Annotated in this window: 3 protein-coding genes; all 3 read left to right on the forward strand. The window is 73.2% G+C overall.

Going from position 1 to position 25,057, the window contains the following annotated elements:
• Positions 1–4,595, forward strand: a 4,595-nt coding sequence (locus AIIKEEIJ_RS18110; RefSeq protein ID WP_161996285.1) for a condensation domain-containing protein, incomplete at its 5' end; no start/stop codon positions are given.
• Between the two features lie 218 nt (positions 4,596–4,813).
• The gene (locus tag AIIKEEIJ_RS18115; RefSeq protein WP_161996286.1) at positions 4,814–12,217 is read left to right on the forward strand and encodes a non-ribosomal peptide synthetase; all 7,404 of its coding nucleotides are present in this window, start codon (positions 4,814–4,816) and stop codon (positions 12,215–12,217) included.
• 184 nt (positions 12,218–12,401) lie between these two features.
• Positions 12,402–24,512 (forward strand): non-ribosomal peptide synthetase, encoded by a 12,111-nt coding sequence (locus tag AIIKEEIJ_RS18120; protein ID WP_338020978.1) that lies wholly within the window; start codon positions 12,402–12,404, stop codon positions 24,510–24,512.
• Positions 24,513–25,057: the final 545 nt, after the last annotated feature.

A 25,057-nucleotide genomic window follows, 5' to 3' on the forward strand; every position in this document is an offset into this window, starting at 1 on the left:
GGTTCCTGGCGCACAACACGGCCCGGTTGGACAACCTGTACGGTCCGACCGAGGCCGCGGTGTCGGTGACCTTCCACGAGGTCGACGACGCCACCGGGGTGTCGGTGCCGATCGGTGTCCCGGAGTGGAATTCGCGGGTGTACGTGCTCGACGCGCGGCTGAATCCGGTCCCGGCCGGCGTGCCCGGCGAGCTGTACCTGGCGGGTGCGCAGCTGGCGCGCGGCTACCACGGCCGGGCGGATCTGACGGCGGAGCGGTTCGTCGCCTCGCCGTTCGGCGACGGCGAACGGCTCTACCGCACCGGTGACCTGGTGCGGTGGGATCCGGCGGGTCGCCTGGAGTACGTCGGACGCACGGACTTCCAGGTCAAGATTCGCGGTTTCCGCATCGAGCTCGGCGAGATCGAGGCCGCGCTGCGCGGCGTCGACGGTATCCGGGACGTGGCGGTGATCGTCCGCGAGGACGACCGGGTCGGACCGCAGGCGATCGCCTACGTGGTGCCGCAGCCCGGCGTCGTGCTCGACGTCGCCGACGTGAGCACGCAACTCGGGCGGGACCTGCCGTCGTACATGGTGCCGGCGGCGTTCGTGGTGCTCGAGGCGCTGCCACTGAACGTCAACGGCAAGCTCGACCGCAAGGCGCTGCCGGCGCCGGTGTTCGAGGCCCGGGAGTTCCGGGCCCCGACCACCGTCACGGAGGAGGCCGTGGCGCGGGTGTTCGCCGAGGTGCTCGGTCTCGAACAGGTCGGTCTCGACGACGACTTCTTCGCCCTCGGCGGCGACAGCATCGTCTCGATCCAGCTGGTCTCGCGCGCGAAGGCCCGCGGCGTGGTGTTCACCCCGCGGGACGTGTTCGAACGCAAGACCGTCGCGGGTCTGGCGGAGGTCGCCACCCTCACCGGCGGTGGGGCGGGTGCACCCGCGGAACTGCCCGGCGGCGGTGTCGGCGACGTCCCGCTGACGCCGGCGATGCGTGACGCGCTCGACGCCGCCGGCCACGTCGAACGACTCGCCGTGGCCACGGCGGTGATCCTGCCCTCCGGCGTCGACCACGATGCCCTGGCCGGGGCGATCGGCGTGCTCGTCGACCATCACGACGCGCTGCGTGCGATCGTCGAGCACGACGCCGACGGCGCCGTCGCCCTGCGGGTGCGTGCCACCGGCACCGTCGACCCGGAAACCCTGCTGGCGCAGGCGGAACCGGCAACGGACGCGGCCGACGACGTGCGGGCCCGCGCCGAGCGGGCCCTCGGGGCGGCCGTCGAGCGACTCGACCCCGCCACGGGCCGGATGGTGCAGTTCGTCCGCATCGACGACGGGCGCGGCGAGACGCTGCTGATCGTCGCCCACCGTTTCGTGGCCGACGACGCGTCCTGGCGCATCCTGGTCGACGATCTGGCCGCCGCGTACGACGCCCTCGCGGCCGGACGCCCGGTGGTGCTGCCCCCGGTCGGTACCTCCCTGCGCCGCTGGGCGCACGGGCTGGTCGAGGCGGCCGGCCGGCCCGAGCGCCGCACGGAACTCGCACTGTGGCGCTCGATCCTCGACGGACCGGACTTCCCGATCGGGAACCGCCCGCTCGACCCGGCCGTCGATCTCGGCGCCACGGTCGAGCACGTGCGCGGCACCGTCCCCGCCGCGGACACGGAGGCGCTGCTCACCGCGGTGCCCGAGCGGTTCCACGGCACCGTCCGCGACGGTCTGGTCACCGCGCTCGGCCTCGCGCTGGTGCGGTGGCGCCGGGACCGGGGCATCGACGAGACGTCCACGCTGCTCGCGGTGGACGGGGACGGACGCGACGCGGCCGTGGTCCCCGGTGCCGACCTGTCCCGGACCGTCGGATGGTTCACCACCGTATTCCCGTTCCGTGCCGGGTTCGAGGGAATCGACCTCGACGACGCGTTCGCCGGGGGACCGGCGATGGGCGCCGCCGTCAAGGCGGTCAAGGAACAGCTGCGGGCCCTGCCCGACGGTGGTGCCGGCTTCGGTCTGCTGCGGCACCTCGACCCCGATTCCGCCGGGGAGCTCGGCGCTCCGCGGCCGCAGGTTGCGTTCCACTACGGCGAGCCGGTCCCGGGCGGCGCGTGGGCGCCGGCCGATGCGTTCGGCGACCTCACGGTCCGCCCCGCCGGCCTGCCCGTCACCGCGACGATCGACGTCGCGGCGACCGTGTCGTACCGCCCGGAGGGCCCGCAGCTCGAGGCGCGCTTCGGTTTCCCCGCCGGGGTGGTCGAGCGCTCGGAGATCGAGGAGCTGGCACAGCACTGGCATGAGGCCCTGGCTGCGCTGGCCCGCCACGTCCGCGAGCCGGGCGCCGGGGGCCTGACCCCGTCGGACGTGCCGCTCGTGTCGGTCGCCCAGCACGACCTCGACGTGTGGCAGTCGCGGTACCCGTCGGTGACCGACGCGTGGCCGCTGTCGCCGCTGCAGGCGGGTCTGCACTTCCACGCGCTCATGACCGAGGCGAGCGTGGACGTCTACACGATGCAGGCGGTGCTCGAACTCGGCGGTGCGGTCGATCCGGAGCGGCTGCGCGCCGCGGCGCAGGCGCTGCTGGACCGGTACCCGAACCTGCGGACGGTGTTCGTCACCGACAGCGGCGATCCCGTGCAGCTGGTGCTGGGTGACGTCGACGTGCAGTGGCGGCACGAGCACCTCGGCGGCCTCGCCGAGGACGCCCGCGACGCCGAGCTGGCCCGCATCCTGCGCGACGAGCAGGTCCGGCGCTTCGACCTCGGCACCGCCCCGCTGATCCGGTTCCTGTTCGTCGACGTGGCCGAGGGCCGCTCGCTGCTCGCGGTGACGGTCCACCACATCCTGCTCGACGGCTGGTCCATGCCGGTCCTCATGCAGGACCTCATGGCGCTGTACGTCACGCACGGGGACACCACCGCGCTCCCGGCCGTCCGCTCCTACCGGGAGTTCCTCGAGTGGCTGGCGGAGCAGGACCGGGAGGCGTCGCTCGAGGTGTGGGCGAAGGCACTCGCCGGCGTCGAGGAGCCGACCGTCCTCGCCCCGTCGGTGCGGCATCCCGACGCGGACGCCATCTCCTCGGTGCACGTGGTGTTCGACGAGGAACGCGCCGCGGCGGTGACCGCCCTGGCCGCGAGCCTCGGGGTCACCGTGAACACCCTGGTGCAGGCGGCCTGGGCGGTGCTGCTCGGCCGGATCGTGGGACGCTCCGACGTGACCTTCGGCGCCACCGTGTCCGGCCGGCCGGCCGAGCTGCCCGGCGTCGAGTCGATGGTCGGCCTGTTCATCAACACCCTGCCGGTGCGGGTGGACACCGATGACGACGAGACCGTCGCGCAGCTGCTGCGCCGCGTGCAGGCACAACAGGCGGAACTGCTCGGCCACCACTACCTGGGTCTGACCGAGATCCAGCAGCGGGCGGGCGGGCGGATCGGATTCGACACGCTGCTCGTGTTCGAGTCGTACCCGATCGACCGGGCCGCGCTGTCCTCCGCCGCCACGGACCTCGACGGCATGACCGTCACGGACGTCCGGCTCGACGACGCGACCCACTACCCGCTGACGCTGCTCACCCTCGCGCAGTCGGAGATCGTGTTCACCTTCAAGTACCTGGAGCGGTACTTCGACGAGACGGAGGTGACCGTGCTCTCGCAGCGGTTCGTGCGGGTCCTCGACGCCTTCGTGGCCGACGCCCAGGCGGCGGTGGGGGACATCGACCTCATGGACGCCGCGGAGCGGGCACACCTCGTCGCCGAGGCCGAGCCGGCGCAGGCTTCGGCCGCGAGCACCGGCCGCACGCTCGCCGCCGTGCTGGCCCACGTGGTCGAGGAGGATCCGGAAGCCCCGGCCGTGGCCGTCGACGGCACCGAGGTGCCGTACCGCGAGCTGGACGCGCGGTCGTCGCGGCTGGCGCGGCTGCTCATCGCGCGCGGCATCGGCACCGGCGACGTCGTCGCCGTCGCCGTCCCGCGGTCGGTGCAGTCGGTGGTGGCGCAGTGGGCGGTCGCCAAGACCGGCGCGGCCCTGCTGATGGTCGATCCCGGCGGCCCGTTCGTCGGGGCGCCGGGCGCCGCAGGGGTGACGCTGGGCTTGACCGTGGCGGAACTCACCGCCGGCCTGCCCGGCACCGTCACGTGGCTGCCGCTCGACGACGAGCAGCTGCGCGCCGAGCAGGCGGCGCAGGCCGCACACCCCGTCTCGTACGCGGACCGGCTCCGGGTCGTCGGGTCCGAGAGCCCGGCCCTGGTCACCGCGACCCGCACGTTCACCCAGGCCGAGCTGATCGACCGGATCGGCGAGCTGCGCGAGCAGTACGGCCTGACCTACGAGTCGCGCAGCGCCGCGGTCGGGTCGACCGCGGCGGAGGCCGGTGCGCTCGAGCCGCTGCTGGTCACGGCCACCGGCGCGACGGTCGTCGTGGTGCCGGAGGGCGCCGACTCGGGGGAGGCACTCGACGCCGCCCTGTACGACGAGTGGGTCACCCATGCCCACCTGACCGCCGACGCGCTCGACACACTCGAACCCGGGGGGCTCGAGGATCTGGCGGTGGTGGTCGTGGTCGATCGGGCGCCGGAGGACCTGCTCGAGCGGTGGCGCACGGCCCATCGGGTCGTCGTCGCCTGAGGTCCGGCCCGCCGCGGTGAGGCTCCCCTTTTCGTCGGGGGAGCCTCACCGCGTCCGGTCCCGGCGGGGGCCCGAGGGTAACGTCGCGGGCGCATCGGTGGATGAACGAGTGGCGGCTACCGGCCGGTACGGTCCCGCCGAGGGCGCCGGGCGCAGTGACTATGCTTGCTCGTTCGCGCGCGAGCAACGGAACCGAAGCGAAGGATGTGGGCATCTACATGCGGTCTTCTCGACACGACGGCAGCCTGGGCGGGAGCGATCCGGCGATCGCTCCCCAGTCGCCGGCCGTCGAGCGCCGCGAACGCCCCGCCCGCAGCCGCCGTCCCGCCCCCACCCGCCCCCAGCGGGGCTCCCGCACCCGCACCCAGGCGACGTTGCTGCCGCAACTGCTGGTATCGGCCGTGGAGGAACGCGGCGATCACCCGGCGGTCGTCGCGGCGGGCGGGGCGACGCTCACGTACCGGGAGCTGGACGAGAAGTCGTCGCAGCTGGCGCGGCTGCTGATCGAGCGGGGCATCGGCCCGGGCGACGTGGTGGCGGTCGCCGTGCCCCGCTCGGCGGAGTCCGTCCTGTCCGTGTGGGCGGTGGCGAAGTCGGGGGCGACGTTCCTGCCCGTCGACCCGAAGTACCCGGCCGAGCGGGTCCTGCACATGGTGTCCGACTCCGGCGCGGCCGTCGGCCTGACCCTCACGGCCTTCGCCGCGGACCTGCCGGGCTCGGTGCGGTGGACCGCGCTCGACGATCCCGGCGTGGCCGGTGACATCGCCGCCCGCCCCGGCCACCCGGTGTCGTACGCCGATCGGATCCGGCCGCTGTCCGAGCTGCACCCGGCCTGGATGATCTACACCTCCGGGTCGACGGGCCTGCCGAAGGGCGTGTCCGTCCCGCACACCGGCATCGCCGGCCTGATCACCGCCGAACGCGAGCACTACCGGGTCACCGCCGAGGCGCGGGTGCTGCACATCTGCTCGCCCAGCTTCGACGTGTCGATGCTCGAGCTGCTGAGCGCCTTCACCGCCGGCGCGACCCTGGTGGTCTCGCCGCCGACGATCGTCGGCGGCGCGGACCTGGCGGAGCTGCTCGCGGCCGAGCGCGTCACCCACACCTTCATCACCCCGGCGGCGCTGGGGTCCGTCGACCCGCAGGGCCTGGACGACCTGCGCGTGGTCGTGGTGGCGGGGGAGAGCTTCGGTCCCGATCTCGTCGAGCGCTGGGCCGCGCCCGGCCGCGACTTCTTCAACGGATACGGGCCGACCGAGGCGACCGTCCTGGCGGTGAGCAGTGCCCCCTTGCACCCGGGCGAGCCGATCCGCATCGGTACCCCGATCCCCGGCGTGGGGGCATACGTGCTCGACACGCACCTGCGCCCGGTCCCCGCCGGTGTCACCGGTGAGCTGTACCTGGCGGGCGCACAGCTCGCGCTGGGGTATCACGCCCGTCCGGGCCTGACCGCCGACCGGTTCGTCGCCAACCCGTTCGCGGACGGCGGGGCGCGCATGTACCGCACCGGCGACCTCGTGCGCCGGGACGACAGCGGTGTGATCGAGTACCTCGGCCGCTCCGACTTCCAGGTCAAGATCCGCGGCTACCGCATCGAACTCACCGAGATCGACGCGGTCCTCGTCCGGCACCCGGACGTCGAGTTCGCCACCACCGTGGGCCGCGCCCTGCCCTCCGGGGAGACCGCGCTCGTCTCCTACGTCGTGCCGGCCGCCGGGGGCGCGGACCTCGACACCGGCGCTCTCGTCGAGTTCGCGGCCGGCTTCCTGCCCGACTACATGCTCCCGGCGGCGGTCGTCCCCATCGCCGAGGTGCCGCTCAATCCCGTCGGCAAGCTCGACCGCGCGGCCCTTCCCGCCCCGGTGTTCGCGGTCCGGGAGTACCGGGCGCCGCAGACCCCGGCCCAGCAGGCCGTCGCCGACGTCTTCGCCGACGTCCTCGGCGTCGAGCGGGTCGGTCTCGACGATTCGTTCCTCGACCTCGGCGGCAACTCCCTCGTCGCCACCCGGCTCGTCGCCCGGCTCGGCGCGGCCCTCGACACCCGGGTGCCGGTGCCGCTGGTGTTCGAGGCGCCGACGGTGGAGGCGCTCGCGGCGCGGCTCGAGTCGCAGGCCGGCTCGGGTGCCGTGGCGCTGGTCGCCCGCGACCGCCCCGAGCGGATCCCGTTGTCGCTCGCCCAGCAGCGCATGTGGTTCCTGAACCGGTTCGCGCCCGAGTCGGCGGTGGACAACATCCCCGTCGCGATCCGGCTCGCCGGGCGTCTCGACGTCGACGCCCTGCGCGGCGCGGTCGCCGACCTCGTCGCCCGGCACGAGTCGCTGCGCACCGTCTACCCGGAGACCGACGGCGACGGCTACCAGGTGGTACTGCCGGTGGCCGAGGTACTGCCGGATCTCGCCCCCGTCGAGGTTGCGGCCGAGGACGTTCCCGCTCGCGTCCTCGAGCTGGTCGGCACCGGGTTCGACGTCACCGCCGCCGTGCCGTGGCGCGTCGCGCTGCTGCGGATCTCCGACGAGGAGCACGTGCTCGTCTTCGTCGTGCACCACATCTCCGGCGACGGTTTTTCCATGACGCCGCTGACCCGTGACGTCGTCGCCTCCTATCGGGCGCGCACCCGTGACGAGCCGAATCCGTTGCCGCCGTTGTCGGTTCAGTACGCCGACTATGCGCTCTGGCAGCGCGAGGTGCTCGGCGACGAGGACGATCCGGAATCCGTGCTGTCGCGGCAGCTCGCCTACTGGCGCGCGCAGCTCGCCGACCTGCCCGAGGAACTCACCCTCCCGGTGGACCGGCCCCGTCCCGCCGTTGCGTCCAATCACGGTGCCGCCCTTCGTGTCCCGATCGACGCCGAACTGCACGCGGCGCTCGCCGACCTGGCCCGCACCCACAACGCGAGCGTGTTCATGGTGGTGCACACGGCGCTGGCCGTGCTGCTGGCCCGGCTGTCCGGCACCGACGACATCGCCGTCGGCACCCCCGTCGCGGGCCGCGGCGAGGCCGCCCTGGACGACCTGATCGGCATGTTCGTCAACACGCTGGTGCTGCGCACCGCCGTCGAACCCGGTGAGCCGTTCGCCGACCTGCTCGCCCGGGTGCGCGGCACGGATCTCGAGGCGTTCGCGAACGCCGACATGCCGTTCGAACGGCTCGTCGAGGTGCTCGACCCGCCCCGCTCGCAGGCCCGGCACCCGCTGTTCCAGGTGATGCTCACCTTCCAGAACCTGCCGCAGTCCGCCCTGGAGCTGCCCGACCTGAGCATCTCCGGGGTCGAATTCGACACGGCCATCGCGAAGTTCGATCTGCAGGTCACCGTCGCCGAGCAGCTCTCGGAGCGCGGCGCCCCCGGCGGGATGACCGTCGAACTCGCCTACGCCACCGATCTTTTCGACGCCCCCACCATGCGGTCCCTCGCCGACCGGTTCACCCGGATCCTGCGCGGCGTCACCGTGGACGCCGCCACCCCGGTCGGCGCGCTGCCGTTCCTGGACGACGCCGAGGCCGAGCGGATCCTCACCGAGTGGAGCACGCTCGGGTCCGGGGTCCGGGTGCCCGCAGCGGCGACCCTCGCCGACCGCTTCGACGCCGTCGTCCGCCGCAGCCCCGACGCCCCGGCCGTCACGTTCGCCGGACGCACCCTCTCGTTCGCCGAGCTCGACGCGCGCGCCAACCGCCTCGCCCGCCGGCTCGTCGCGGCCGGGGCGGGCCCGGAGGAGCTCGTGGCCGTCGCGCTGCCCCGGTCGGCCGAGTTGATCGTGGCGCTGCTGGGGGTGCTCAAGTCCGGTGCCGCGTATCTGCCCACCGACACCACGTATCCGGCGGAGCGGCTGCGGTACATGCTCGAGGACGCACGTCCGCGCTGCGTCGTCACCACCACCACCGGTGACGGCGACGCTCTGCCGGACGTCGGCCTGCCCCGGGTGTACATCGAGGACGACGACCCGCACGCGCCGTCCGGGCCGCTCACCGACGCCGAGCGGAGCGCGCCGCTGCATGCGGACAACCGCGCCTACGTCATCTACACCTCCGGCTCCACCGGCCGCCCCAAGGGCGTCGCGGTCACCCACCGCAACGTGCTGACCCTGTTCGACAACGCCGAACCGCTGTTCGGGTTCGGTGCCGACGACGTGTGGACGCTGTTCCACTCCTACGCATTCGACTTCACGGTGTGGGAGCTGTGGGGACCGCTGCTGTACGGCGGCCGGCTCGTCGTCGTCGACTACCTGACCTCACGCTCGCCCGAACAGTTCCTCGAGCTGCTGCGGGCCGAGCGGGTCACCGTGCTCAACCAGACCCCCTCGGCGTTCCTTCAGCTCGACGAGGCCGACCGGGTCGCGTCCGTGGAGCGTCCCGACGCCGATCCGCTCGCACTGCGATACGTCGTGTTCGGCGGCGAGGCGCTCGACCTCGGCAAGCTCGACGGCTGGTACGGGCGCCGGCCCGTGGCGCCGACGCTGGTCAACATGTACGGCATCACCGAGACCACGGTTCACGTGTCGTTCCTGGCCCTCGACCGCGGCGCCGCGCGCCCCGGTGCCGCCAGCCGGATCGGCCGCTCCCTGCCGGGGCTGCGGCTGCGGGTGCTCGACCGGCGGCTGCAGCCCGTCCCGGTCGGGGTGCCGGGCGAGGTGTACGTCTCCGGTGACCAGCTCTCCCGCGGCTACCTCGGTCGGCCGGGACTGACCGCCGCGCGGTTCGTCGCCGACCCCTTCGGGGCGGGCCGGCTGTACCGCACCGGCGACGTCGCGCGGTGGAACGCCGACGGCGAGCTCGAGTACGCCGGGCGCAGCGACGCGCAGGTGCAGTTGCGGGGCTTCCGCATCGAGCTGGGCGAGGTCGAGGCGGCGCTGCTGCGTGCCGACGCGGTGGCCCAGGCGGTCGCCGTGGTCCGCGACGACGGTCTCGGCGACCGGCTCGTCGGCTACGTCGTGCCCCGCGCCGGCGCGGACGTCGACGTGGCCCGCGTGCGCGAGCAGCTCGGTGCCTTCCTCACCGGCTACATGATTCCGGACCTCGTGGTCGTCCTCGACGAGCTGCCGCTCACCGTCAACGGCAAGCTCGACCGGCGCGCCCTGCCGGTGCCGCAGGCGACCGCCACCACCGCGGGCGGGCGCCGCGAACCGGCCACCGCCGCCGAACGCGCCGTCGCGCAGGTGTTCGCCGACGTGCTCGGCGTCGAGCGGGCCGGTGCGGACGACTCGTTCTTCGAGCTCGGCGGCAACTCGCTCATCGCGACGCGGGTGATCGCGCGGATCAACGAGTCGCTCGGAACCGCCCTCGCGATCCGCGAACTGTTCGAGGCACCGACCGTCGCCGAACTCGCGGCCCGGGCCGACGCGCACGCGGAATCGGCGCCCCGGCCCGCGCTGACCGCCGGGCCCCGCCCCGATCGGGTGCCGCTCTCGCTCGCCCAGCAACGCATGTGGGTGCTCAACCAGCTCGATCCCGCCTCCGCGAGCTACAACATCCCGCTCGCGATCAGGCTGCGTGGCCGCCTCGACACCGCGGCGCTCACCGCCGCGGTGCGCGACGTGATCGAGCGGCACGAGTCGCTGCGCACCCGGTACCCGCAGGACGAGACGGGGCCCTACCAGCACGTCCTCGACGCCGACGCGGTGGTGCCCGCGGTCGTGCCGGTCGAGGTGGCGTCCGAGCAGGAGGCGTTCGCCGAGGTCGTCGCCCTCGCCGCCGAGGGCTTCGACGTCTCCGCGCAGGTGCCGGTGCGCGGCCGGATCGTCTCGGTCGGCGCCGACGACCACGTGCTCGCCCTCGTCGTCCACCACATCTCCGCCGACGGTGCGTCGCTGGCGCCGCTGGCACGGGATCTGATGACCGCCTACGCGTCGCGGTTGTCGGGCGGCACGCCGGCCTGGGCGCCGCTCGAGGTGCAGTACGCCGACTACGCGCTCTGGCAACGTCGGGTCCTCGGTGACGCCGACGATGCGCAGTCGCCGGCCGGTGCCCAGCTGTCCTACTGGCGTTCGCGCCTGGCCGGGGTGCCCGAACTGCTCGATCTGCCCACGGACCGGCCCCGGCCGCCGCAGCCGTCGCTGCGCGGCGGCACGGTGGCGGTGGAGGTCGACGCGCAGATCCGGCAGCGGCTCGACGCCCTCGCGCTCGAGCACCGGGCGTCGCTGTTCATGGTCGTCCACGCGGCGCTCGCCGTGCTGCTCGCCCGGCTCAGCGGCACCCACGACATCGTCGTCGGCACGCCCGTCGCGGGCCGCGGTGACCGGCGCCTCGACGACCTCGTCGGGATGTTCGTCAACACCCTCGCCCTGCGCACGGATGTGGACCCGGCGGCGACCTTCGCCGAGCTGCTCGACCGGGCCCGCGCCGTCGACCTCGAGGCGTTCGGCCACGCCGACGTGCCGTTCGAGCGGGTGGTCGACGACGTGGTGGCCGTGCGCTCCCCGGCCCGGCATCCCGTGTTCCAGACGGTGCTGTCGTTCCAGAACACCGAGGCCGCGCGGCTCGAACTGCCGGGTCTCACCGTCGAGGCCCTCGACGCCGGTGAACTCGCCGCGAAGTTCGACCTGCAGGTGACCGTCGATCCGCGTGAGCACCCGGGCGGCTCGGCCGCCGGCATGCACGTCGGGTTCACCTACGCCGTGGACCTGTTCGACGCCGGCACCGTCGCGACGTTCGCCGAACGCTTCGTGACCGTCCTGCGCGCCGTCGCGGAAACCTCCGACGCGGTGGTCGGGGACATCGACATCCGCACCGAGACCGAGCGCACGGCGCCCACGATCATCGAGCCCGAGCCGGTGGCGGTCCCCGACCGCGTCGAGCGGACGGTGCCGCAGGAGTGGCAGGTCGCCGTGGAGTCCGATCCCGAGGCCCCGGCGTTCGTCGCGGACGGCGTCGAGGTCACCTACCTCGACCTCGACCGCCGGTCGTCGCAGTGGGCCCGGTATCTCATCGCCGAGGGCGTCGGGCCCGGCGACGGCGTCGCGGTCGCCGTGCCGGCGGGCCCCGAGCTGATCACCGCGCTCTGGGCGGTGACCAAGGCGGGTGCCGCGATCGTGCCCGCCGTGTCCGGCTCCGCCACGCCTGCGGAGACACCCGGGCTCGGGTTGACGACGACCGGGTCGGACGCCCGTCGGTCCGCCGCCGCGCGCTGGGTGTGCCTCGACGACCCGGCGACGGTGACGGCCGTGGACACGCTGTCCCACCGGCCGGTCGACTACTCGGAGCGGGTCCGGGTCCTGCAGCCGCAGCACCCCGCGCTGTGGGTGGCCGGCCGCGGGCTCGACCACGGCGAACTGGTCGCCGTGGTCCGCGGCGGTGCGGCCGCGCTGAAGCTGGACTACGAATCGCGGTCGTTGGTGTGCGACCTCACGGCGGAGCAGTGGCGCATCTTCGCGATCCTGGCTGCCGGGATCGCGGGGGCGGTGGTGATCGTGCCCGAGCCCGGCGCCGACCTCGCCGCCGTCGTGGCCGACGAATGGGTAACCCATGCGTTCGTGCCGTCTTCGCTGGTAGACGCGTTGAACGAGGCACCGGGTGACGACCTCGGGGTCGTGGTCGTCACCGACCGCGACGAGGTCCCGCCGGGGTCCGTTGCCGCGGGTGGGCAGTGGACGACAGTGGCCGCCGTCGACCCATGGAGTATGCGGAACTGAATACCGGCCGGTAGATTCCTCCCGGGCGGGACGAGTTCTCCATGCTCTTCCCGCGTGTGGAAGGAGCTGTATCCGTAGTGCAACGCAGGAGCCCGGTCCGGGCAGATCGAGGTCCGGGCGCGTGAGGCGAGAGCCGGGGGTGCGGCGCAGGGAACCGGGCCGGTCGCGTAGCCGGGCCACGCGCGTGGCACTGCTGCCGACTCTGCTGACCTCCGCGGTGGAGGAACGCGGAGACCATCCCGCGGTGGTGGGCGCCGCCGGTGGCCCCGCCCTGTCGTATCGCGAGCTGGACGAGAGGTCGTCGCGGTGGGCGCGGTGGCTGATCGGCCGGGGCGTCGGGCCGGGCGACGTGGTCGCGGTGGCGATACCCCGTTCGGTGGAGTCGGTGCTCGCGTTGTGGGCGGTGGCGAAGTCGGGCGCGACGTTCGTCCCCGTCGACCCGCGCTACCCCCTCGAGCGGGTGGAATTCATGCTGGCAGATTCCGGCGCGGCCCTGTGCATGACGGTGCGCGATTTCGCGGCCGCGGTGCCGGCCGGAGTCGAACAGGTGCTGCTCGACGATGCGGCGGTGGCCGGGCAGGTCGGGCAGCTGCCCGGGCATCCCGTCTCGTACGCCGACCGGACGCGCGCGCTCGAAGGGCCGGACCTCGCCTGGATGATCTACACGTCCGGCTCCACGGGCCGCCCGAAGGGGGTGGCGGTCACCCATGCCGGGATCGCCGGCGTGATCTCCGCCGAGCGGGAGCACTACGGGGTCGGCGCGGACGCGCGGGTGTTGCATGTGTGCTCGCCGAGTTTCGACGTCTCGATGCTCGAGTTGCTGATCGGGTTCTCCGCGGGTGCGACGGTGGTGGTGGCGCCGGCGTCGGTGGGCGGCGGTGCCGACCTGGCCGAGGTGCTGGCGGCCGACGCGGTGACCCACGTGTTCATCACGCCGGCGGCATTGAGTTCGGTGGATCCCACGGGCCTGACGGACCTGCGGGTGGTGGTGGCGGCCGGGGAGGCCTTCGGGCCGGAGCTGGTGAGCCGGTGGACCGGTCCCGGCCGGCGGTTCTTCAACGCGTACGGGCCCACCGAGGCGACGATCCTGGCGACGAGCAGCGCGCCGCTGGTGGCGGGCGAGCCGATCACGATCGGCACCCCGATCCCGGGACTGGCGGCTTACGTGCTCGACGGCCGGTTGCGGCCGGTGCCGCCGGGTGTGGTGGGTGAGCTGTATCTGGCGGGCGCCCAGGTGGCGCGCGGCTACCACCGCCGGCCGGGACTGACGGCGGAGCGGTTCGTGGCCGATCCGTTCGGGTCGGATCCGGGAACCCGGATGTACCGGACGGGAGACCTGGTGCGCCGCGCGGCCGACGGCCCGATCGAGTATCTCGGGCGCAGCGATTTCCAGGTCAAGATCCGCGGGTTCCGGGTGGAACTGGGTGAGATCGACGCCGCCCTGACGGCCCGGCCGGACATCGAGTTCGCCGCGACCGTCGGGAAGGTGCTGCCGTCGGGGGAGACGGCACTGGTGTCGTACGTGCTGCCCGCGGCCGGAACCCGGATGGACGCGCCGGCGGTGCTCGCCGGGTTGGCCGAGACGCTGCCCGGCCACATGGTGCCGGCCCTGGTGATGGTGCTCGACGCGGTGCCGCTGACCCCGGTGGGCAAGCTCGATCGGGCGGCGCTGCCCGAACCGGTGTTCGCCGAGCGGGAATACCGGGCGCCGCGCACCCTGGTCGAGGAGACGGTCGCGTCGGTGTTCGCCGAGGTGCTCGGGCGCGAGCGCGTCGGCGTGGACGACTCCTTCCTCGAGCTGGGGGGAAATTCGCTCCTCGCGACCCGGTTGGTGGCGCGCCTGGGTGCGGCCCTGGAGACCCGGGTGCCGGTGCCGGTGGTGTTCGAGGCGCCGACCGTGGCGGCATTGGCGGCGCACCTGGAGTCGGGTGGCGCGGCGGCACACGCTGTTCCGCTGGTGGCGCGGGAGCGCCCGGACCGCGTACCGCTGTCGTTCGCGCAGCAGCGGATGTGGTTCCTCAATCGGTTCGATCCGGCCTCCGCGGCCGACAACATCCCGGTGGCGATCCGGCTGACGGGCCGGCTCGACGTCGATGCCCTGCGAAAGTCGGTGTCCGACATCGCGGTCCGGCACGAGATCCTGCGAACCAGGTATCCCGAAACGGACGGGCGCCCGTACCAGACGGTCGTTCCCGCCGCCGGATACACGCCCGACTGGGCGTCGGAATCGGTGCCCGGAACGGAGCTGGCCGACCGGATCGCCGACGTGGTGGCCACCGGATTCGACGTGACCGCCGAGGTGCCGTTCCGGGTGCGGCTGTTCCGGGTCGCGGACGACGAGCACGTGCTCGTGTTCGTGGCACACCACATCAGCGCCGACGGCTGGTCGATGGCGCCGTTGACGCGCGATCTGATGACCGCGTACGCCGCGCGGGCCGCCGGCCGGGAGCCCGGATGGGAGCCGTTGCCGCTGCAGTACGCGGACTTCGCGCTGTGGCAGCGTGAGGTGCTCGGATCGGAGCGGGACGCGGACAGTCCCCTCTCGGCACAGGCGGAGTACTGGCGGCGGGTCCTCGCGGATCTCCCCGCGGAACTGCACCTCCCGACGGATCGGGCCCGCCCGCCGGTGCAGTCCTTCGCCGGCGGCCGGGTCGCGTTCGATATCGATGCCCCGACGCACCGGCGGGCGGGGGAACTGGCACAGCAGTGCGGGTCGACCCTGTTCATGGTCCTGCACACCGCGCTCGCGGTGTTCCTCGCCCGGATGTCGTCGTCGCACGACATCGCCGTGGGTACCGCGGTCGCCGGCCGCGGTGACGCCGCGCTGGACGAGATGGTCGGCATGTTCGTCAACACCTTGGTGCTGCGCACCCGGGTCGATCCCGGTTCCGGGTTCGCGGAGCATCTCGCGCGGGTCCGCGAGAGCGACCTGGAGGCGTTCACCCACGCGGAGATCCCCTTCGAGCGCGTCGTGGAACTGCTCGCCCCGGAGCGTTCGACCGCGCGGCACCCGCTGTTCCAGGTGGCCATCGCCTTCGAGAACCTGCCCCCCGCGGGTCTCGAGCTGCCGGGCCTGAGCGTGGCGGCGGTGCCGTTCGATGCGGCCACCGCGAAGTTCGATCTGTCGTTGACGCTGCGTGAACACACGGACCCCGGCGGGGGACCGGCGGGAATGTCGGCGGACTTCGTCTTCGCCAGGGACCTGTTCGACGACGAGACGGTGGCCGAATTCGCGCGACGGTTCGTGCGGCTGCTGGCCGCCGCCGTGGCGGACCCGGCCGTGCCGGTCGGTGACCTGGCGCTCCTTGCCGACGACGAAGCCGACCGGCTCACCCGTGCCCCGGACGACGCACCGAGCGGTGCCCGCACGCTCGCCGAGATCCTGACGGCGGCGGTCTCCCGGGACCCCGAGGCGCCGGCCGTCCGGTACCAGGACCGCACGATCAGCTACCGCGAACTCGACGAGTCGTCGTCCCGGCTCGCGCGGGAACTGGCAGCACGCGGCGTCGGCCCCGAGGACGTGGTGGCGCTGGCGTTCCCGCGTTCCTACGAGATGGTGCTCGGCGTGTGGGCGGTCGCGAAGGCCGGCGCCGCGCACCTTCCGGTGGATCCGTCCTATCCGGCGGAGCGGGTCCGGTACATGCTCGCCGACTCCGGTGCGGCGGTGTGCCTGACCACCACCTCGTACGCCCCCGCGCTGCCCGCGTCCCCGCCCCGGCTGGAACTGGACGATCCCGAGGTCGTGCGGGCCGTCGCGACACGATCCGCCGCCCGGATGTCCGACGCCGAGCGGGTACGGCCGCTGTCGCTGCAGCACGCGGCGTACGTCATCTACACGTCGGGGTCGACCGGGCACCCCAAGGGTGTGGTGGTCACCCACGCGGGTCTCGACCCGCTGCTCGGTGCCGCGGTGACGCTGTACGGCGTGACGTCACGGTCGCGGTTCCTGCACGTGTGCTCGCCCAGCTTCGATCCGTCGGTGCTCGAGTGGATGGCCGCGTTCTCCCAGGGCGCGACCCTGGTCGTGGTGCCCTCGACGATCGTCGGCGGACCCGAACTCGCGGAACTGCTTCGGGCCGAACGGGTCAGCCACACCATCGTCACGCCGGCGGTGCTGGGGACGGTCGATCCGTCGGGACTCGACCGTCTCGGGGTCGTGTCCGTCGGCGGGGACGTGACATCGCCGCAACTGCTGGCGCGGTGGGCGCCGGGACGGAGCTACTTCAACGGCTACGGGCCTACGGAGACGACGATCATCTCGTCGTTCGCGCGGCTGCAGCCCGGGCGCCCGGTCACCGTCGGCCGGCCCGTACCGGGGGTGGCCGCCCTGGTGCTGGACTCCCGGCTGCGGCCGGTGCCGTCCGGCGTGGCCGGCGAGTTGTACCTGGCCGGGGCCGCTCTCGCGCGGGGCTACCACCGGCGCAGCGGGTTGTCGGCGGCACGGTTCGTGGCGAACCCGTTCGGAGCGCCGGGCACGCGGATGTACCGGACCGGGGACGTGGTCCGATGGCGCAGCACCGGCGCGGTCGCCGAACTGGAGTACCTCGGGCGCAGCGACTTCCAGGTCAAGCTGCGTGGATTCCGGATCGAACTCGGCGAGATCGACGCCGCACTGGAACGGAACCCCTCCGTCGCGCAGGCCACCACGGTGCTGCACACCGATCCGCGCGGCGGGGACAGGCTCGTCGGCTACGTCGTCGGCGCGGCCGGCGCCGTGCCCGACCCGGCGCACCTGCGCGAGTTCCTCGCCGGGGAACTGCCGAACCACATGGTGCCCGGCCACATCGTCGTGCTCGACGCCCTGCCCCTCACTCCCGGTGGCAAGCTGGACAGGCGGGCACTGCCGGTGCCGCTGCCCGAGTCGGCCGAGTACTGCGCCCCCGCCACGTCCGACGAGCAGGCGGTCGCAGACGTGTACGGGGCGGTGCTCGGGGTCGAGCGGGTCGGCCGCGCCGACGACTTCTTCGCGCTCGGCGGCAACTCGCTGCTCGCGATGCAGGTCATCGCGCGGCTCGAGGCCGCCCTCGGCGTCCGGGTCCCGGTGCGGACGTTGTTCGAAGCGCCGACCGTGTCGGCCCTGGCGGCGCGGATGGGGGATCCGGTCGCGGTCCCGTCCCGGATGCCCCTGCGCCCCCGGCGGCGCCCCGAGCGGATTCCGCTGTCGCTCGCGCAGCGGCGGATGTGGTTCTTCAACCGGTTCGACCCGGACTCCGCCGCCTTCAACATCCCGCTCGTGCTGCGATTGACCGGGGCGCTGGATGTGCCGGCGCTGCAGGCCGCCCTGCGCGACCTGCTCGCCCGGCACGAGGCCCTGCGCACCGTCTTCCCCGACTCCGACTCCGGACCGTTCCAGGTGATCGTTCCGCTCGAGGACGTACCGCTCGATCTGGCGGCACAGGACGTGGCCGAGGACGACCTGCACCCGCGGATCGCCGCCCTCGTCTCCCGGGGGTTCGACGTCACCGGTGCGGTACCCGTCCGGGCGGCCCTGTTGCGGCTCACCGACCGGGACCACGTGCTGGTCGTCGTCGTTCACCACATCGCGAGCGACGGCGGATCCCGGGCCCCGATGGCCCGGGATCTGGCCACCGCGTACCTGTCCCGCAGAGCGGGCCGGGCACCGGAGTGGACTCCGCTGCCGGTGCAGTACGCCGACTACGCCCTGTGGCAACAGGACGTGCTGGGCTCCGAGGACGACCCCGAGTCGGTGCTCGCGCGCCAGTTGAACTACTGGACCACGGCGCTGGCGGACCTGCCGGACCTGGTGGAACTGCCCACCGACCGCCCGCGGCCCGCCGTGCAGACCGGGCGCGGCGCGAGCCTCGACTTCACCCTGGACGAGGCGTTGGCCGCCCGGCTCGATCGGCTCGCCCGGGATCACGGCGTGACGTTCTTCATGCTCGCGCACGCCGCGCTCGCGGTCCTGCTGGCCCGCCTGTCCGGTACCGACGACATTCCCGTCGGGGCACAGGTCGCCGGCCGCGGCGAGGAGGCGCTCGACGATCTCGTGGGGATGTTCGGCAACACCCTCGTGCTGCGCACCCGGATCCACCCGGACGCCACCTTCTCCGAGCTTCTCGCCGGCGTGCGGGAGGTCGACCTCGCCGCCTTCGGCAACCCCGACGTTCCGCTCGAACGGCTCGTGGAGATCCTCGATCCCGTCCGGTCCACCGCGCATTCGGCCCTGTTCCAGGTGCTGCTCGTGGTGCACAACTTCACCCGCTCCGAGATCGCATTGCCGGACCTGCACATCGCGCCGGTCGGGACGGCCACGGGCGGCGCCAAACTCGATCTCGAGATCCACCTGACCGAGATGCGCGACGAGCAGGGGCGGCGGGACGGGGTCGCGGGATCCGTCGTCTACGCGTGTGACCTGTTCGACGAGGACACCGTGCGGACGTTCGCCGCGCGACTCGCGTCGATCCTGGAGGCGGCGGCGGACGATCCGGGCGTTCCGGTCGGCGGCATCGACCTGCGCACCGCGGAGGAACGTGCCCGGCTCGACGAGCTGAACCGGACCGCCGCGCCGCTCGGTGACCGGTTGGTGCTGGACGCGTTCACCCGGCAGGCGCGGCGCACCCCCGACGCGACGGCGGTCGTCTTCGAGGACACCGCGCTGACCTACGCGCAGTTCGCCTCTCGGGTGGACCGGCTCGCCCGGCGCCTCGTCGCGTGCGGCGTCGGGCCCGATCGGCTGGTCGGCGTCCACATGAGCCGATCGGTCGAGATGATGGTCGGGATCTATGCGGTTCTCCGGGCCGGTGGCGGGTACGTGCCGCTCGACCCGGAACACCCCGCCGAGCGAACGGCATACGTCCTGGCCACCGCCGAGCCGGTGGTGGTGCTGACCACGACGCGCGATCGGGGCACGCTCCCCGATTCCGTCCCGGCCCTCGTGGTCGACGAATCGGACTTCGCCCCGGCGCCGGTCACCGAGTTCGCCGACCACGAGCGCCTGGCGCCGCTGCATCGGGCGAACATCGCCTACGTGATCTACACCTCCGGGTCGACGGGCCGGCCCAAGGGCGTTGCCGTCACCCACGGCGCCGTCGTCAACCAGATGACGTGGATGCGCGAGCGCTACGAATTCGGCATGGGGGACACGGCGCTGCAGAAGACCCCCATCACGTTCGACGCGTCGGTGTGGGAGCTGTTCTTCCCGCTGCAGGTCGGTGCGCGGCTCGTGGTCGCGGCACCGGGAGGCCATCGCGACCCGGAGTACCTGGCCCGCCTGTCGCGGCAGTGGGCCGTCGGCATCCTCGAGTTCGTTCCGGCGATGCTCGCCGTGTTCCTCGCCGATCCCGCACTCGAGCTGCCGGCGACGCTGAAGTACCTGTCCGTCGGTGGCGAGGCGCTGCCGGGAGAGCTCGCGGCCCGGTTCGCCGAACGCTCGGATGCGCTGCTGGACAACACGTACGGCCCGACCGAGGCGACCGTCACCGCGACCGTGCTGCGCTGTGCCGGACGTCGCACCGATGCCGGCACCGTGCCGATCGGCCGTCCGATCCGCAACACCACCACGCATGTTCTCGACGAGCGGCTGAACCCGGTGCCGATCGGGGTGCCGGGGGAGCTGTATCTCGGTGGGGTGCAACTTGCCCGCGGTTACCATGCCCGCCCGGATCTGACCGCGCAGCGGTTCGTCGCGCACCCCGGCGGGGCGCGGCTGTACCGCACCGGGGACCGGGTCCGGTGGTTGCCGGACGGTACCCTCGAGTTCCTGGGCCGCAACGACTTCCAGGTGAAGGTGCGCGGTCTGCGGATCGAGCTGGGGGAGATCGAGGCGGCACTGCAGGCGCAGCCGCAGGTGGCGCAGGCCGTCGTGACCGTCCACGACGGGCCCCACGGCGCGCAGATCGCCGCGTACGTCGTGTCCGCGGACGGCGCCGAGGCCGACGCGGACGCCGTTCGCGCGGCAGTGGGGCGCCTGCTGCCGCGGTACATGGTGCCCGACGTGGTGACCGTGCTCGGGGAACTCCCGCTCACCACATCCGGAAAGGTGGATCGCCGGGCCCTGCCGGAACCGGTCCCGGCCGTCCGTAAGTTCCGGGCGCCCACCACCGCGATCGAGAAGACCGTCGCCTCGGTGATCGGTGAGGTGCTCGGCGCGGAGCGGCTCGGTCTCGACGACGACTTCTTCGCGCTCGGCGGGAATTCGTTGATCGCCACGCGTGTGGTCGCCCGGATCGGGTCGGCGCTGCGCGCGTCGGTGCCCGTCCGCGTGATCTTCGAGGCGTCGACGATCGAGTCGCTGTCGGCAGCCGTGGAACGGCACGTCGGGTCCGGCGGCCTGCCCGCCCTGGCGGCCCGGCCGCGTCCGGAGCGGATCCCGCTGTCGCCGGCCCAACAGCGGATGTGGTTCCTCAGCCGGTTCGAGGCGACCGCGGCGGCCTACAACATCCCGATGGCCGTGCGGCTGACCGGACGGCTGGATCCGGTCGCGCTGCAGTCGGCGGTCGCCGACGTGGTCGCCCGGCACGAGGTCCTCCGGACCGTCTACCCCGAGGTCGACGGGGTCCCGGTCCAGCAGATTCTGCCCGCGGGCGCCGGTGTGCCGGCCCTGCGCCCGGCGGACGTCGACGAATCGGAGCTCCAGGCCGCCGTCCGGTCGGCGGCGGCGGTCGGATTCGATGTCACCCGGTCCGTTCCGGTTCTCGTGCGGCTGTTCCGGGTGTCCCCGGCTGAACACGTCCTGCTGGTCGTGGTGCACCATATCGCCGCCGACGGCTATTCCGTGGCGCCGCTCGTGCGGGATCTCGCCCTCGCGTACAGCGCGCGACGGGAGGGCCGCGAACCCGCATGGCGGCCGCTGCCGGTGCAGTATGCGGACTACACGCTGTGGCAGCGGGAGGTGCTGGGCAGCGAAGCCGATCCCGCCTCGCGCGTCTCCCGCCAGCTCGCCTACTGGGCCGACGAACTGGCCGGGCTGCCCGACCAGTTGCCCGTGCCCACGACCCGGCCGCGGCCTCCGGTGCAGTCCTACCGGGGAGACCGGGTTCCCGTCACGATCGACGCGGACCTTCACGGCAGGGTGGCCGCGCTCGCGGCGGCCACGAGGACCACTCCCTTCACGGTCGTGCACACGGCCTTCGCGGTGCTGCTGGCCCGGCTGTCCGGCACCGAGGACGTCGCGGTGGGCACCCCGGTGGCCGGTCGGGGTGAGGCGGCCCTCGACGACCTGATCGGGATGTTCGTGAACACCCTCGTGTTCCGCACGCGGGTCGATCCCGCCGTCTCCTTCGCGTCGCTGCTCGCGCAGGTCCGGGAGCAGGACATCCAGGCCCTGGCCCATGCGGACGTCCCGTTCGAACGACTCGTCGAGGCGCTGGCGCCGGCCCGGTCCATGGCGCGGCATCCGCTGTTCCAGGTGGGGTTGTCGTTCCAGAACCTCGGAGCGGTCGCCTTCGAACTCCCGGACCTGGTGGCGGCTCCGGTCGACGTCGCAGGGGAGATCGCCCAGTTCGACCTGCACCTGATCGTCGGCGACAGTTACGGCGCAGACGGGACGCCTGCGGGTATCGGCGGGCATCTGTCCTACGCCACCGATCTCTTCGACGTACGCGCGGCCGCGTCCATCGCGGACCGGTTCGTTCGGATCCTGGGCGAACTCGTCTCGGTTCCCGACCGGGCGGTCGGCGACGCCGATCTGCTCGGCGCCGACGAGCGGCGGGCGCTGCTCGAGGCGACGAACGACACCCGGGTCGAGGTTGCGGGCGGCGGCTGCCTCCCCGAGCTGTTCCAGCACCAGGTGCACGAACGCCCGGGGGCGGTCGCGCTCGTCGGGGACGGCGTGCAGCTGACCTTCGGGGAACTCGGCGCTCGCGTCGCCCGGCTGGCCCGCGCGCTGGTGGCGGCCGGCGTCGGGCCGGAGACCCGGGTCGGTCTGATGATGCCCGGCTCCGTGGACCTCGTCGTCGCCATCTACGCGGTGTCCGCCGCCGGGGGCGCCTACGTTCCGCTCGACCCGTCGCTGCCGATCACCAGGCTGGCCCGCATGGTCGAGGCGGCGCGGCCGGCGACGGTGCTCGCGACGGCGGTGTCCACGCGCGTCGCGAGGGAGGTTGTGCCGGAGCCGATCCCGGTGATCGATACCTCGAGTGTGGACCTGTCGCGGTACTCGGCCGCCCCGGTGACCGACGCCGATCGCAGTGCGCCGCTGCGGCCCTCGAACCTCGCCTACATACTGTTCACGTCGGGATCGACCGGGGTGCCCAAGGGCGTGGCGGTGGCCCACGGCGCGGTGGTCAACCAGTTGCGCTGGATGCATGCGGAGTTCGGGTTCGGTCCGGACGAGGTGACGGTGCAGCGGACGGTGGCGACGTTCGACCTGTCGGTGTGGGAGTTCTGGGGCGCCACGACATGTGGCGGCCGGCTGGTGGTGGCGGATCCCGAGGCTCGCCGCGATCCGCTCCGCCTGCTCGCGCTCGTCGAGCGGGAGTTCGTGACGACGCTGTACCTGGTTCCGTCCCTGCTGAGCGCCCTGATCGCGGGTGCAGACCGAGAATTGCCGACCTCGGTGCGGCGGGTGCTCTCGATCGGGGAGACGCTACCGGGTGCCGTGGCCGGGGCGTGGCGCCGGTCGAGCCGGGCGGAGCTCGTCAATCTGTACGGACCCACCGAGGCGGCCGTGTCGGTGACGGCGCACCGGGTCACGGGCGCGGACACCGACCAGGTGCCGATCGGGGTGCCCGGGTGGAACACCCGCGTGTACGTACTCGACCGGCGGCTGCGGCCCGTGCCGGTGGGAGTGACCGGAGAGCTCTACCTGGCGGGCCGGCAACTCGCGCGGGGCTACAGCGGCAGCCCCGGGGCGACCGCGGACCGGTTCGTTGCCGACCCCTTCGGGGCCGGGGGCCGTCTGTACCGCACCGGTGATCTGGCCCGGTGGACCCCTGCGGGCGTCCTCGAGCACGTGGGCCGCGGAGACTCCCAGGTCAAGCTGCGCGGTTTCCGGATCGAACTCGGAGACATCGAGGCGGCGCTGCTGCGTCTGCCCGCCGTGGCGGCCGCGGTCGCGACGGTGCACCACGACGCCGCGACCGGCGCTCGGATCGTCGCGTATGTCGTTGCCGCGCAGGGTGAGTCGGACCTCGACCTGGGGGCCCTGCGGAGCGCGCTCGCGGACGAGCTGCCGAACTACATGCTGCCGGCCTCGATCATGCGCCTGGACCGGCTCCCCGTCGGAACGACGGGCAAGGTCGATCGCGGCGCGCTGCCCGCGCCGATGCCCGAGCGGGCGTCCTACCGGGCTGCGGCGACGCCCGTCGAGCGTGCGGTTGCGCAGGTGTTCGCGGACGTCCTCGCTGCGGACCGGGTCGGATCCGACGACGACTTCTTCGTCCTCGGCGGATCCTCGCTCATGGCCGTGGGGGCGACGCGGGAACTCGCGCGCCGGCTCGGCCGTCCGGTGCCGCTCGAGTGGGTGTTCGCCCATCCGACGGTGGGGGACCTTGCGGCCCGGATCGAGCGGTCGGCGGGGGAGAGGCCGCCGGCGAGTGGGTCCGCCGACCCCTCCCTGGACGTGCTGCTGCCGCTGCGCGAGGGCGACGACGGACGCGATCCGGTGTTCTTCGTCCATCCGGTGATCGGCCTCGCCTGGAGCTTCGCCTCGCTCGCCGGCTACGTCGAGCCGGGCCGTGCGGTCTACGGACTGCAGTCCCCGGCGCTGTCCGGGGAGTCGGACCTACCGGATTCGATCGAGTCCTGGGCGGCGCGGTACGTCTCGGAGGTCCGGCGGGTCCATCCGGACGGTCCCTTCCACCTGGTCGGATGGTCCCTCGGCGGGGTGATCGCCCACGAGATGGCGGTCCAGCTCCAGCGAGCCGGACTCGAGGTCGGTTCACTCGTGCTGCTCGACGCCTATCTGCCCGATGCCGTGCGCGGCCCGGTGGATCCGGTCGCGGTGGCTGCGGCGGCCTTCGGTGCGAACCGCGCCGGCGGCGGGGAACCGGCGTACGCCCTCGGTGACATCGGGATGCTCGCCGACGAGATCGATCCCACCCTCGCCTCGTCCGTCCTCACGAGCATCGACTGCTCGTTCGAGGCGCTCGAGCGGCACGTGCCGGCCCGGTACGAGGGACGCATCCTCTTCGTCGGCGCCGCGCCGCAGACCGTGCCGGATCCCGAATCGGGCCGGGACTGGTCACCGTACGTCTCCGGCGGCGTGCACCGGCACGACCTGCCGACCTCGCATTGGGAGATGACCGGGCCGAGTGCGTGCGCTCGTCTCGGGCCGCTGCTGGCGCGCTGGACGTCCGGCGGCTCCTGCCCGGAATGCGACGGCGTGGATCGCTGACCCATGGGTGAGCGGCGGCCGTGTTCGAGCTCACATTCGACATCGAACGTCTGCTGTCCAACAGTTGGATGAAACGTGTGCATTGTCTAGGCTTGGCGGGGTTCGTGGTGCGGTCGGAACGGCCGAACGGCCGGAAGGCGGTGCCGAACGGCCCGGAGGCGGTGCCGAGGTCCTTCGCCTCGCGCCGCCGGAACCTGCAGGCGGCGAGGCGGATCCGGCGCGAGGGCCGGGATCTCCCCGCCGCGGTCGGGTGCGGCGGTCCGGGCCGTTCGTCCCGTGCGGGGCGACGCTGTGTCGCGCGGCGAACGTCGCGCCGGGGCCGCGCCGACGCTCTCGCCGGGCCGGCGACTCCTGTCCGGAATGCCGGTCTACCCGTCGGTAACTTAGTTACCGGACATACGTACAGGTGGCACGGTTTGTTTTCGTGTGGAATGGTGACGAAGTGCTCTAGCGCCGGGAATCGTCGGGGTTCCGGTGCGCGAGGCGCAGTGGAGCGGCGACCGCCGGGGGAGGGCGGGCGTCGCCGTAGTTCTTGACACCCCGGC

The organism is Rhodococcus sp. YH1 (assembly GCF_009939605.1).
GTDB lineage: Bacteria > Actinomycetota > Actinomycetes > Mycobacteriales > Mycobacteriaceae > Rhodococcus > Rhodococcus aetherivorans.